The organism is Bradyrhizobium genosp. P (assembly GCF_049949265.1).
GTDB lineage: Bacteria > Pseudomonadota > Alphaproteobacteria > Rhizobiales > Xanthobacteraceae > Bradyrhizobium.
The window spans coordinates 4,222,312-4,234,421 of record NZ_CP188195.1 but is presented as its reverse complement, the minus strand read 5'-3'; the positions used below and the strand labels follow the sequence as shown (position 1 = coordinate 4,234,421).

At 59.3% G+C, this 12,110-nt stretch carries 11 protein-coding genes and 3 pseudogenes; 6 read left to right on the top strand and 8 right to left on the bottom strand.

The window, feature by feature from the left end:
* Positions 1-47 precede the first annotated feature (47 nt).
* Complete coding sequence (locus ACP2YO_RS20525; protein ID WP_426442425.1) at positions 48-569, bottom strand: pilus assembly protein N-terminal domain-containing protein; 522 nt, start codon at positions 567-569, stop codon at positions 48-50.
* 422 nt (positions 570-991) lie between these two features.
* On the opposite strand from ACP2YO_RS20525, the gene ACP2YO_RS20520 reads away from it, so the two are divergent.
* On the top strand, positions 992-1,306 hold the full coding sequence (locus ACP2YO_RS20520; protein WP_426442424.1) for a hypothetical protein: 315 nt from the start codon (positions 992-994) through the stop codon (positions 1,304-1,306).
* Here ACP2YO_RS20520 and ACP2YO_RS20515 read toward each other — a convergent pair.
* A pseudogene (locus ACP2YO_RS20515) lies at positions 1,283-1,846 on the bottom strand (IS5/IS1182 family transposase); the annotation flags it as partial. The gene ACP2YO_RS20520 and the pseudogene ACP2YO_RS20515 sit on opposite strands and share 24 nt — an antisense overlap.
* A 561-nt stretch (positions 1,847-2,407) precedes the next feature.
* Here ACP2YO_RS20515 and ACP2YO_RS20510 point away from each other — a divergent pair.
* On the top strand, positions 2,408-2,554 hold the full coding sequence (locus ACP2YO_RS20510) for a hypothetical protein (RefSeq protein ID WP_426442423.1): 147 nt from the start codon (positions 2,408-2,410) through the stop codon (positions 2,552-2,554).
* Between the two features lie 310 nt (positions 2,555-2,864).
* Positions 2,865-3,059 carry a hypothetical protein gene (locus tag ACP2YO_RS20505; RefSeq protein ID WP_426442422.1) on the top strand — a complete coding sequence of 65 codons (195 nt, stop codon included), beginning with the start codon at positions 2,865-2,867 and terminating at the stop codon, positions 3,057-3,059.
* 12 nt (positions 3,060-3,071) lie between these two features.
* Here ACP2YO_RS20505 and ACP2YO_RS20500 read toward each other — a convergent pair.
* A pseudogene (locus ACP2YO_RS20500) lies at positions 3,072-4,151 on the bottom strand (IS256 family transposase); the annotation flags it as partial.
* Between the two features lie 100 nt (positions 4,152-4,251).
* Here ACP2YO_RS20500 and ACP2YO_RS20495 point away from each other — a divergent pair.
* On the top strand, positions 4,252-4,383 hold the full coding sequence (locus tag ACP2YO_RS20495; RefSeq protein ID WP_426442421.1) for a hypothetical protein: 132 nt from the start codon (positions 4,252-4,254) through the stop codon (positions 4,381-4,383).
* Between the two features lie 54 nt (positions 4,384-4,437).
* Here ACP2YO_RS20495 and ACP2YO_RS20490 read toward each other — a convergent pair whose 3' ends face one another.
* Positions 4,438-4,665, bottom strand: coding sequence for a cysteine rich repeat-containing protein (locus ACP2YO_RS20490; protein ID WP_426442420.1), 228 nt, complete (start codon positions 4,663-4,665; stop codon positions 4,438-4,440).
* 328 nt (positions 4,666-4,993) lie between these two features.
* Between ACP2YO_RS20490 and ACP2YO_RS20485 the strand changes: the two genes are divergently transcribed.
* Together ACP2YO_RS20485 and ACP2YO_RS20480 are read left to right on the top strand one after the other, a co-directional pair.
* A complete protein-coding gene (locus ACP2YO_RS20485) occupies positions 4,994-5,224 on the top strand; it encodes a hypothetical protein (RefSeq protein ID WP_426442419.1) in 231 nt (76 codons plus the stop codon).
* Between the two features lie 68 nt (positions 5,225-5,292).
* Positions 5,293-5,382: pseudogene (locus ACP2YO_RS20480) on the top strand (IS1 family transposase); the annotation flags it as partial.
* 788 nt (positions 5,383-6,170) lie between these two features.
* On the opposite strand, the gene ACP2YO_RS20475 reads toward ACP2YO_RS20480, so the two are convergent.
* The 4 genes from ACP2YO_RS20475 to ACP2YO_RS20460 all read right to left on the bottom strand — a co-directional run bounded on the left by ACP2YO_RS20475 (position 6,171) and on the right by ACP2YO_RS20460 (position 11,669).
* Positions 6,171-7,517, bottom strand: a complete 1,347-nt coding sequence (locus ACP2YO_RS20475; protein WP_426436472.1) for an IS5 family transposase — start codon at positions 7,515-7,517, stop codon at positions 6,171-6,173.
* Between the two features lie 1,836 nt (positions 7,518-9,353).
* Positions 9,354-9,806 (bottom strand): hypothetical protein, encoded by a 453-nt coding sequence (locus tag ACP2YO_RS20470; protein WP_426442418.1) that lies wholly within the window; start codon positions 9,804-9,806, stop codon positions 9,354-9,356.
* A gap of 235 nt (positions 9,807-10,041) precedes the next feature.
* Complete coding sequence (locus tag ACP2YO_RS20465) at positions 10,042-10,905, bottom strand: tetratricopeptide repeat protein (RefSeq protein ID WP_426442417.1); 864 nt, start codon at positions 10,903-10,905, stop codon at positions 10,042-10,044.
* 107 nt (positions 10,906-11,012) lie between these two features.
* The gene (locus ACP2YO_RS20460) at positions 11,013-11,669 is read right to left on the bottom strand and encodes a FecR family protein (RefSeq protein WP_426442416.1); all 657 of its coding nucleotides are present in this window, start codon (positions 11,667-11,669) and stop codon (positions 11,013-11,015) included.
* Between the last annotated feature and the right edge of the window lie 441 nt (positions 11,670-12,110).

Here is a 12,110-nt window from a genome sequence, read left to right as displayed (position 1 = left end):
CTAGCTAGATGAGATGCCTACCTTCGAGCCGCATTGGGAATGGCCTTTCACCGCACCTCTTCTTTCATGGTGTTGTCGCTATCACCTCTGCTTTTCTGCTGCGCCTGCTGCACTGACGCCGTGTAAGGCACTTTGTCCGGATCCGCTCGCCCGCAACCGCTGTTCGAGCAATAGAAGCCAGCAAAGTCCTTCGTCTCCCTATGGCCGTAAATCTTCACGAAGCCCTCGCTTGGTGCAACGAGGATATTGGATCGATGAACGACTCTGCCGTCCGGAGCATAGGCGGTCATCAACACCTTCCCTGGCGCGACTGCCCGCACAGTAAATGTCCGATCAGTCTCGGGGATGATTTGCGCAACACCTTCAGCCGAAAGATTAAATTTAGTCACTGGCTCATCGAAGGCAAATGTGCGCGTCTGTTCGGCTCGCAGCTCGATCGTATCAACCGCGATAACCTCACGTGGGGCTTGGGTTTGTGGCTCGGCTTGGGCCTGAGGCTGGGTTTGGGCTTGGGCTTGCCCGACCATAATGGTAGCGCTGATGGCGCAGCTCATCAATAAACTACGCATGTTCGATCCTGTAGTTAGGACTCAGTTCTTCGATGCTAGTCGCAGCTAGAAGCCAATTCAATCGCCAAAGGACGCCATCAAGGAGTTATTCTTCGTCCCCGATCGCTCCCCCAATCAGGGTGGATCCCGCACTGATGCTCTCAAAACCGCACCTGTGGGCCACCGCCCGTCGAGCTCGCCGGCGACTGGGGCCGTATGACTGCGGACGCCGCAATGCACATCGTGCAGCGGATGCGCACGTACTGCTACGACAGCGTCCGGCTTGTCTCGGACGACCAGCCGGACCGTTTGAGGGTCGAGGAGCGAACGTCGGGACCGCCAGCGGTGTGGCTTCATGCGGACGGCACGAACATCGCATGGATCATCGTCGCCATCAGCGAGCGCGACTGGTCCAAGCTCGCCCACCAATTCGGCCACGTGACTTGCAACTCCTGGCGGCGGATGCCAAGCTTGGAGGACCCTGCCAGTGGCTCGAGGAGGCCCTGGTCGAGGCGCTCTCGCTGCGCGGCCTCGGCCTCCTGGCGGATAGCTGGTCGCGTGACCCGCCGTTCCCCGACGATAGCAGGTTCGGCGCATCGGTGGCGGTGTATCGGCAGAACATCGTCGATCGCTACGGCAAGCTCGCCATCGAACAGGGTAATCCGAAGGAGTTCAGCACCTTGTTCGGGCAGCATCGCGCCACGCTCGACGCTCAGCAAGAACTTAGTCGTCCGTTAAGAAACCGAATTAAGCGGTGAGCGGTCGCTGGCGGCAGCGATGAGGGTGGTCAGGATCAGGCACCAAAGAGCCCTTAGCCAGGCGATGATGCGGCGGAAGTTGTGGCCGACGGCTGAGAGGATGACGTTAGCCGCATCGCCGGCGCGGCCTTTGAGGTAGCAGCGGCCGAGTTGACCATCGGTCTTCAGGTGTCCGATGATGGGTTCGATGGCGGAGCGGCGGCGCAGCTCGCGCGTGATGACACCGAAGACGCCGCGCTTCTGGCCAGAGATGAAGATTCGGCGGGGATTTTGTGCGTTGTGACCGCGGTATCCCTTGTCGACATAGGCCCGCTCGATCGCGCAGCCGGTGAGTGTCTCGGTGCGGTCAATGACGTCCTGCAAGGTATGACCGTCGTACGGGTTATCGGGTAGCGCCGTGGCGTGCAGCACGAACAGGCCCCCAGGAGCCAGGCGGTTGTTGGTGACGATGGAGGCTTTGACGCCGAACTCGTAAGGCGCGGCTGCTTTGCCCTTGCCGATGCACTCCACCTCCGGGGCGTGGAAGGAATAGAGCTTCCAGTCCCCGTATAGCACCTGCCCTCTTCTGCTCGTTGAGCCGGGGTCGGCCGTGGCTTGGACCGTAGATTTTGGAGACCTGATGTCACAAAATCGAACTGACACAGCAGGGTTGATAGGACACTACTTCCGCCATAACAATTTGAAATTATTGACGTTTTATCGATATTTGATTTACAGCGCACAAATCGCTGTACAATAAAAAACGACCCCAGCGCGGGCGGCGCGCTGGGGTCGCCATTTCCCTAAACACTCCCAGCAATCGGGGGATGTGACCGCGGGGAGCAACTAAGATGATTCCTGGGATTGCCACTTTGTTCCCGCCCCTCCTTTCGACGAAACCATTTTCGAGAAGCCGAGAAGCAGTCCGGAAACAAACTCGGCCTAGCGTCCCTCGTCATTGGACCAAAGGGGAACTCGGTCATGTGGGATTTCATCAACACCTTGTATCGGGACTATTGCCTGGCTCGCCTGCAGGAAATGCGGAAGTTCGAGCCGTCGCACTGAGCAGGTAACGTCAGCCCCCCTATCATCTTCCCCATTTCTGATCTTGGAAGATTTCAGATGACCGCACTTTCAAAGCCCACAACCGATTTCGCCACTCCGCGTCCAGTCTCTACCTTAGCCATTGTGAGCCTGTTTAGCCTCGTCGGGCTGGCGATCTCTCTTGCCTTCGCACGATACGGCATCGACATCGCGGTCGGTATGTAACCGGCAAGCAGCCCCTGCCGCTGTGTACACTTCTGCACCAAAGGCTGGCTCGGTCTTTGCTAGTCTTGATGCGGCTGGGATTGCAGGGCCCAGTTTGAAACAGGGCGCCGCCGGGACAATGTATTTCGAGCCCGGCGGCGTATCTTTTCGGGACTAGCGGGTCAGTGGCTAGGCCGGCGGGAGGAAGTCCATCGAAATCCCGCCAGAGGCTGCGCCAATCGGGGGCCGAAATCCGTTCCGTTGAATGTCAGATCGACATAGCGTAGACGCCTGATCGGGCGACATTGGGGACTTTGGGGCGGAGTACCAAATGAATTCCACGACGGACGACAAACTCGAGGATGAACAGATCGCGCGGCTGGAGGAGCAGCTTTCGAACTTGATGAGCGAAGCGGGCATCAGTCCGTCCAACCCGCCGACCAGCAAGAGGACTTTTCACCGCCCTGGCAACAATTCATCGACCGGCGGATGGGCGCTCCTTGGAGCTATCGCCAATTTTTGGTGACGGCCGGGCCGATTAGGCGGCGGCGGTTATGGGCAGACGGTCAGCCGGTTTAGCGATGACCTCGACCCCATCGCTGAATGTCACACCGAGAACGAGTTTTGGCAACTGGTTGTGGCCATCGAGACGACGCCAGCTTTTCTGCGCGGCCTCGAGCAGCTTGAAGACCATCGCGAGCGCCGTCCTGTTGGACAGGCATCCCTTTGATCGGATCGTGCGGTGGCGCACGGTAGCGAAGGTGCTTTCAATGGGATTGGTGGTCCGCAGGTGCTTCCAGTGCTCGGCCGGGAAGTCGTAGAACGCCAGTAGCGTTTCCCGATCCTTGCTCAGGCAGTCGGCCGCCTTCTCGTATTTCGGCGTGTAGCTCTCGATGAAGGCGTCAAACGCCAGCTCGGCGGCGGCCTTGGTTTCGGCCATCCAGATTTCCTGCAACGCGCGTTTGGCCTTCGGCTGCTGGCTCTTTGGCAACTTGGCGAGTACGTTCGCGGTCTTGTGCACCCAGCAGCGCTGCTCGCGCGTTTTCGGCCAGACCTCGCCGGCGGCCTTCCAGAACCCGAGAGCGCCATCGGCGATGGTGAGCCGCGGCGGCACGTCGAGCCCGCGCCGCTTCAGCTCGAGCAGCAGATCGCGCCAGTCCTGTACGCTCTCGCGGGCGCCATCGGTGAAGCCGACCAGTTCCTTGCGGCCTTCCGGCGTCGCGCCGATCAGCACCAGGATGCACTGCTTTTCGTCTTCGAGGCGTGCCTGAAGATGGATGCCATCGGCCCAGATGTAGACGTAGCGCTTCGCCGACAGATCTCGCCTCTGCCACGCGGTGTGTTCGTCAAGCCAACCGTCCTTCAGACGGCCGATGGCGGATGCCGACAACCCGGCGGCGTCCTTGCCAAGCAGCGCAGCCAGCGCCTCGGAGAAGTCGCCGGTGGAGATACCCTTCAGGTAAAGGATCGGCAGCAGCGTCTCAATCGATTTCGACCGGCGCATGTAGGGCGGAAGGATCGACGGAGAGAACCGGATGCGGTCGGGGTCGGTCGCGTCCGCCTCACGATCGCGTACGCGCGGCTGGCGGACAGCTACCGGACCGATACCGGTCATCACGCGGTAGGATTGTTTCCATCATCTAGCGCCTCTGGAGGCCAGGTGCCGCTGTTTTTGCTACTACGGGCAACATTCTAAGCCGGATCGATCTGGAGTTTTTATGAAGGGAATTATTGTCGCCATCGGCGTCGTCGCTATTCTCTACGCTTGGGACCAACATTTTGAGCACGGTCGATATACCGACGCCTTCAAGGAGATTGCTCTTGAGATGCGTCGGTCGTTTGGCGTCTGAACGCAGGCTCTCCAGCTGATGCAGCGCCGAGGATCGGCGGCATGTGAACCCAATCTACATGCCGTGGCTCTCAAATACCTTCTGACAACTCTTGCTCAGTTTCGTGCGGTTTTGCTGCAAACATTGTTGAACCGCTCCGTCATCGCCGAGTTGCTGCCGGCAGAATCGCTGCGCATCGCGCCTGCACGCCTGTTGCTCCTGCGGAGTGCCCATATGCCCCTGAGCTAATGACGATGATACTCCGATCAGTAACCCGACAGCGGCAAGCAATAATTGGCGCATCGATCATCTCCCATGAACGTCCAAACGCACCCAGGATAAAGTGGCAGACCGTTGTGCGGTTCCTCTGGTTCCAGCGCCGCCTCGAACCTGCCTCGAATCGGAAACAATACTGGAACGGCAACGACTCTATGCGTTGCGCAGAGGTCTCGCTCCATCTCACCCCCCAGCCCCGTGGGATGGGGCGAGGCTGATTCCACACCCCCCCTGCGGATGTTTCCATCACCTGTCGATTTTTTCATATCCCGCGTCGCGCTAGGTAGTGGGTCAGTTTGATTCTGGCGGGGTTTCGCTACTGGAACGTTGACTGTCAACGTCGCATATTCGGGGGATGAAAACGCCGGCTGAGCAGTTCGCCCAGATCGAGCGAGATATCGCTGATCACAAGTTTGGGGAGAAGGTTGAGCACGAACGCGCCAATCGAGAGCGCCCGAATTGGACAGCGGAGGACGCGGAAGATTTTGCAGCGCAGCGCAAGGGGGCGGCGGAGCATCTACTGGAGCTGGTCAGGATGCGAGATGAGCTGAGGCGCGAGGTGAGAAATGACCCCAAAACGCCCTAGGGACCCCACGCCAGAGGAAGAGGGCAAGGGCCCGGCTGCGCGGGCGTTAGGGCCGCGAACGTGAGGGCGCTAAGGCCGCTCCGGCGAGTGCTGGCGATGTTTGGACGTGGACCGCCATCAATGCCGACACCAAACTGATCGTTAGCTGGCTGCTCGGCTGAGGCGCTGGAGTGGATCAGGGAAAAGTCGCAAGGATGGCTCTTGCAGAAAAATTCCGCCGATTAATGCTTGCCAGACATCTGTTCCGTTCTGAAACCAAAGTGGCCGACTCCACGTAAATTTGGAGTCGGCCATCGCTTCTGTTGAGGCAGGGGCAATTGGAAGTGGCGGGCAAGGGCCGTCCGCTTTCCAAGTTACGGACGGCCCCACTACGGGTTTCGATGATTAACCAAGCTATTTCTTTCGGGGTCAGTTTTCAAACTGACCCACTACCGTGAAGGCCCGAGTTGACCGCTCTCCGCCCGAACATCGTCCCAAACGAAAGCCCGCCGGGATCGAGCAGCGGGGCCGCCGTTTCTCACTTGGACCTTGTGGAGCTTGAACCTGTGGTCTGACCAGGAGCATAGCCGGAAGCCCCGGGGCTCCCATTCTTTGACCCCTTCGCCTGCATCTCTTGTCCCGGAGCGTAACCGGACGCGCCGGGGCTGCCCTTCTTGGGGCCCTTCGCCTGCATTTCGTGACCAGGTGTCTTGCTTGATACGCCCTTTGCAAAAGCGGCAGGGGCAGCAGCGATGATGCAGGCGGTAGAAAGTGCGATAATTGCGTGCTTCATAACTCTCCTCCTCAGACCCAGCCCCGGCAATCAACGACCTGAACTCAGCACCCGTTCCATGAACGGTTGTTCATCATCAAATGGATATGGCGGCGGCCTCCCCAAGAAAGAATCCGGGGCGGCCGAATGGCAAACCGCTATCTCGCTATGTACCCATTTCTATCTCGTCGTCCGTTAAGAAACCGAATTAAGCGGAGAGCGGTCGCTGGCGGCAGCGATGAGGGTGGTCAGGATCAGGCACCAAAGAGCCCTTAGCCAGGCGATGATGCGGCGGAAGTTGTGGCCGACGGCTGAGAGGATGACGTTAGCCGCATCGCCGGCGCGGCCTTTGAGGTAGCAGCGGCCGAGGTGACCATCGGTCTTCAGGTGTCCGATGATGGGTTCGATGGCGGAGCGGCGGCGCAGCTCGCGCTTGATGACACCGAAGACGCCGCGCTTCTGGCCAGAGATGAAGATTCGGCGGGGATTTTGTGCGTTGTGACCGCGGTATCCCTTGTCGACATAGGCCCGCTCGATCGCGCAGCCGGTGAGTGTCTCGGTGCGGTCAATGACGTCCTGCAAGGTATGACCGTCGTACGGGTTATCGGGTAGCGCCGTGGCGTGCAGCACGAACAGGCCCCCAGGAGCCAGGCGGTTGTTGGTGACGATGGAGGCTTTGACGCCGAACTCGTAAGGCGCGGCTGCTTTGCCCTTGCCGATGCACTCCACCTCCGGGGCGTGGAAGGAATAGAGCTTCCAGCCGCGCTGGCGTTGCTGCTGCGAGCGGATCTGCGAAGCCCGGCTGAGCGGGAGGGCGAACGCGTTCTCGATCACAGCCTGACCTTCGATCTTGCGGCGGAGATCGCGGATGATCCGGCCCAGCCGGCTACGCAGGATGCGCAACTGCCGCTGATGCCGTTTGAATTGCTTGGCATGGGCGTAGCGCCCCGCCATCATTGCCGCGGTCTTGGCAATGCGAAGGTAGGACTGCCGCAGCTTGACCCCGTGCTTCCTCGCCAGGCGGTTGAGCCCCTTGATCGCCGCGTGCAGCAGCTTGGCATCGGTCGGGAAGGTGATCGCCTTCGGCTGCACGGTGGTATCGACCGTGACCCGCTTGAGGTCCTGGCTGCGTAACGCGCCGGCCTCGTGCGCCACCCGCAAGCTCTCGGCCAGCAACAGCTCCAGCTTGTCGCCGAGCCGTTTGCGCCAGTGGCTCAGGTCCGAGCGCTCGTGCGGGAAGGCGTGCTGAAAGAACTCTTCGCCGGTGAAGAACTGGAAGTACGGGTCGTGGACCCAGCGCTCGCACACCCCCTCATCGGACAGGCCATAAATGTGCTTGAGCAACAGCAGCCCGATCATGAATCGGGTCGCGATGCCTGGCCGACCGTTCTCGCTATAGAGTGGCGCGATCTCACCGTCGATCCAGTCCCAATCGACTTTGCCGGCGAGCTGAACCAGCTCGTGCTTCATATTGATGATCTGGTCCAGCCTGGCCCGGAACAGATCGCCCGATCCCGTCGTCCTGTGCTTCTTCGGTCGCATCGCCACCTCCGATGCGACGACGGAATCATGACTGGCGATTCGACGGAATCCTGAAAATGAAATTGCAGGGTTCCGATGCTCGAAGCATCAAAACCCTGCAATCGCAAAACAGTCCACAACGACAAATGCGATTCTAGCTCAATCGCTTAGCCGCTCTTCACGGACGACTATTTAGGAACGAGCCGCGCGGCCCAGCGTTGAGCGCTGGGTTTGAACAGCCCATGACGCCTTGGGCCTCAGTGCTATCGTCCCCCCCCCCGCACTGGGGCCTTCTTTTAAGGTTTGGATTCGCGCCGGCGTCGCCGGGCGACTAATCTTCTGGGTATGCCCATCCTCGTGCCGATACGCCCTTTAGGGCTGGTTCGGAATTGCAATTGCCCCTGGCGTTTTCAACTCTAGCATATCGTCGTCGTGCAGATTTGGCCGACGCCGCCGCCCAAACCCCATCAATGCGTATCGCGCGGTAAGGGATCGCCGCCCTGGCCTTTAGCCCCCTCTGGGGCGTCGGTGCCGCCAGCGCTGGCTGAACCGCCGAGGCCGCGTCGTTTTAGAAAGAGTAGCTCCATGACGCTGCGGATGTGCGTCGCGCGGGTTGGGGGGGTGCCCAAACAAAAACGGTCCCGCGCGCCTGTGCGGGACCGTCCTGCATTCCAAATCACAGAAGCTCGCGGGAACTGTGATGGATGCACGTATACTCTGTAGGGCTTAAGGGTATCCTAACTGCCCGAGTGCCCCACCGCGTGACACAAAACCTTGGCACGCGCCGTGCAGAGTATTTCCCGCCGGGATTTTGCATCACCTACCCGGGGCTGGAAAGCCGCCGCCCGCGATACATTTAAGCGGGCGGCGTTTTTTTGCGTGCCTGTTTGTTCCAGCGAGCCCCTCCTCGATTGCCGTTAGGTTCCAAATCCTCTGTTGGATTCCACTTTCTCCCGTTCAGGGGCCGGCCTAGGATTGGGTCTTTCTGTTCATTGTGTTTCGAGGCAGATTATGTTGGACGAGAGTTTCGCGGTCGGCGGTCGATATTCTCGATGAGCACGGCAAAGGTCAGTAAAGCGAACTGATTTTCATTTCGCCGGACGGCCAGGAGTTTTCCGAGAACGCCATGTTGGCCGTGCTCAAGCGCATAGGTTAAGGGCACGGCTTCCGAGCGACCCTTGCGACATAGGCAGAGGAATGCAGGCTAGCCGGAGGGCGCCCGCGAGGCCGCGCTGGCTCGCAAATACAAGAGCGAGACAACCGCAGCTTATCAGCGCGGTCAAAAGCTCGAAAGCGTTGCGCTTTGATCGGGGATCGGCGGTGCTGAACATACTCTCTTTCAGCACGGCAGACCTCCCGGCAACGGACACGACGCTTCGAATGCCCCCCGCATAAACAGGCCGGTCGCGCATCCTGAACCTCACATTTACCAATTCTCTAAAGCCCGTGAGAACCAGTTCCCCTAATCACACGGCAACGACCTCCTGCTATTGAAAGGTAGACAAAAAGGAGAGCGCCTCGTGTTCGGCATTGTTCGGATCCTCGTCTTGATCGCCTGCGCATATGCCGGATCTGCTGTTGCGGAACTGCAGCTTGCCGGCTCTTCATCTTCACAAGCCGTCCACGTCCATGACTGAGCATCATCCGATTTCGTCCGAGCACGCGCGCGCAATCTGTGAAGAGATTGGCGACAGACTCCGCTTTGCCCTGCGAGACAATTACGCCGATCTACCACCAAGGCTGCGAGAACTCGTCGATCGGCTCGCTCGGCTGGATTGTGATGCTCCATCGCTGGTGCCTACGATGGGGGAGATGACGAGACCGCTGTTGGAGCCAGCGTAGGGCTTCTCACGCCCCTCACAAGATCAGATCGTGCGGCACATGAGCAATGAGAGCGCCTGGCCCATAGTTTGGAGCGATATTGAAATTACCGTCTGGTTGGTGGTCCGGCACGGGCGGCTCAATCGCTCGCGCTCCATCTGCTGGCGGGACGTGAACTCCGGTGGTGTGTTCGTGATGATCGAACCACGCCGGGCTTTGGTCGAACGCTGTGAGATAGGTGTTGCCGAAGGCAGGATCGGTGGGCGTGCCGGCCGTTATCGACGTACCGGACGTGGCGCCGGTGGCCTCAACCGTGGGACTGGACATGGTCGTCGTTGAGCCGGTGCCGCTGCCGCCAATCGGCGTCGCGCTGTGCGAAACGGCCGCAAACGTGAAGGCGGCCGCCCCGGTCGTGCTGCCCTGAAGGTCGACCTGAAAGCCGGTCGCCGCTGAATCGCCGTCCCTATCGACCGCCGACACATTGAACAATAGATCAGTGCTCGGAATAGTCGTCTTCTCATTATAGGGGATGTTGTTGACGGCGAAGGGTGGCGTTTCCAGCTTGCGCTTGATCGTAGTCGACCTGGATTTGACTGAATGTGTGTCCAACGTAGAGCGTGTAAGTCAAGGTCGTGCTGTCAAAGGTATAGGTATCGACCCAGCGAAGCATGCGATGTCTCTTGCACCACCGACTTCGGCAAGCAGGTTCGAGGCGCGACGATTCCTATCGCAAGCCATACCGCAAGAAGTCGTCGGCTATGCTGTCCCGGATTGTCTTGGCGGCTGCGATATCGGCATTGCCGTGAGCTTCCTCGCCCCGCTTGAGCCTGGCAAGCCCGCGACCATAAAGCGCGCTCGCCAGCTTCGGATCCAGCCGAAGAGCAGAATCATAATCATCGATCGCCGCTGAAATCCGGCCCATCTTCAGGTAGATCAGGCCGCGCGAGTCATACGTCGCGGCGCTGTCGGAGCCCGACTGAAGCGCCTTGTTGCAATCCGCCAGCGCCCCCTGCAACGCACCGACCACGGCGCGGGTCCAGCAACGCCCGTTCCACACACCTTCGAGGTCGGGCTCGAGACGAATTGCTTCATCATAATCCCGCGTCGCGCGAAAGTACTCACCCTTCTTCAGGTACGCCTCGGCGCGGTTGGCGAAGGCTTCGCCGTAACCAAGGTTGAGGCTGATCGCCTGGTCGAGAGCTTCGATCGCGAGATCGTATTCGCCCTTCTTCAGGAGGGCGACGCCGCGATTGTTAAACGGCTTGGTGTAATTCGGATCGAGCTTGATCGAACTGTCGAAATCCTGAATGGCGCGATCATAGTCGCGCTCGGCGGCATAGGCGTTACCGCGATTGTTATACGCAATCGCCAGGCCGGTCGTCGTCATGTCCTGACGCGCATCGATGAACGCCGTGCAACCATTAACGCGAGCTTCCAATGGCGCACGATTCACCCCATTGCACAGCTCAACATTGCGGAGATTGCTATCCTGTTGCGGATCTTGCGCCGCCGCCGGCGAAGTGAGCAGCAGCGCGACCAGAAGCATTGCCAAGCCCTCGATGGCTCCCGTCACTGCACGACCTTCCATATCAGGCTTCCCGATCCCGGAATCTGCGACCGCCGATCTCCGCAAGTCGCCATTCGGTGGCAGAACCTTGCTTCCCTCCGAGAGCGGCTTGTGCTCAAGGCGCGACCTTAGCACCCGCGACAGATGTTGGGATCGAATGTGTGGTCGATTTTCTGCTCAAGCTGCTGCGTCGCGGGCGTCCTGCCCCTTTCTACAAGCTTGCTTTTGCCTTCTTCAATAAGTGTAGAAAATCGGACCGTTCCATCATCCGATATCTCGATGTGTGGCGTGGTACCGCGAATGCCCATCGTCGCGACAGGGGTGTCGACCCTCATGTCGCCGGTCTTCGCGATGTTGCCGGCAACAAAGGTGAACGCTCCCTTGGTCAGGCTGAGCAAGCTCGAATTTGACTTTCCGTTGGGGTCGTAGACGAATTCGTTCAAGACCATGCGGGCGTTGCTCGACAGGTTGAACGAGGTGCCATCGGCAAAGTTGATCGCGACCCGGCCACCGGCTCCGGTCAGAACCACGTCGTTCAAATAGACGAGATCGCCAACCTTGGTTTGGGAGGCTTGACCGGAAACGTTTGCCTGAACGATGACTGCATTCTTGTGTTCGATCGTGACCGAACCGAAGACAGTGACGACTTTCGCGATCGGCTTTGACGAAGAGTCCTGAACCGCGGGTTGCACAAAATCGGTTTGCGCTCGCGCTGGACCCGGCAGCACACTCGCTAGCGCCCAAACGAAGCTTGCCGCCAACACGCTAATCAAACAGATCTGCATGATCCCCTTCCTTCTCGAGAAGATCCTATCGTCTGGCTGCCCGATCGTGATTCAACCATCGAGCCAAATAGCTTTGACGCCAAAAAAGCCGACTGTTACGGCCCAGCTCATCAAGAGCCTTGCGTGTGCAATTAAGATGTGGACATCTCGCTCGTAAACTATACAGTAACTTTTACGAGATCGCACTTGCGACAGATCCGACAGCATTCCTGTCGGATCTGTGTTGTGTTTTATTGCTGGAAATCAACTCACTATCGAGATTCAATTCGATCAGGACGTTTCGGCGGGCAAGCTTAGGGCTGCCAGCGCCAAGATATTTTCTCCTCGTGGCGGGGGCAAGCCAGAGCAAGAAGACTGAGGCACCGCGCTGAGCCTGAATTCCTCAGCAGGCGAGGTCGAAGCCAATGTTATTTGCGTCCGGCGCGGAGTCCGAGGGCGTAA

Bases quoted from the DNA above. Each gene is read 5' to 3' on its own strand.
- ACP2YO_RS20475 (WP_426436472.1), bottom strand. From the start codon at position 7,517: ATGCGACCGAAGAAGCACAGGACGACGGGATCGGGCGATCTGTTCCGG.
- ACP2YO_RS20510 (WP_426442423.1), top strand. From the start codon at position 2,408: ATGACCGCACTTTCAAAGCCCACAACCGATTTCGCCACTCCGCGTCCA.
- ACP2YO_RS20495 (WP_426442421.1), top strand. From the start codon at position 4,252: ATGAAGGGAATTATTGTCGCCATCGGCGTCGTCGCTATTCTCTACGCT.
- ACP2YO_RS20490 (WP_426442420.1), bottom strand. From the start codon at position 4,665: ATGCGCCAATTATTGCTTGCCGCTGTCGGGTTACTGATCGGAGTATCA.
- ACP2YO_RS20460 (WP_426442416.1), bottom strand. From the start codon at position 11,669: ATGCAGATCTGTTTGATTAGCGTGTTGGCGGCAAGCTTCGTTTGGGCG.
- ACP2YO_RS20465 (WP_426442417.1), bottom strand. From the start codon at position 10,905: ATGGAAGGTCGTGCAGTGACGGGAGCCATCGAGGGCTTGGCAATGCTT.
- ACP2YO_RS20505 (WP_426442422.1), top strand. From the start codon at position 2,865: ATGAATTCCACGACGGACGACAAACTCGAGGATGAACAGATCGCGCGG.
- ACP2YO_RS20485 (WP_426442419.1), top strand. From the start codon at position 4,994: ATGAAAACGCCGGCTGAGCAGTTCGCCCAGATCGAGCGAGATATCGCT.
- ACP2YO_RS20525 (WP_426442425.1), bottom strand. From the start codon at position 569: ATGCGTAGTTTATTGATGAGCTGCGCCATCAGCGCTACCATTATGGTC.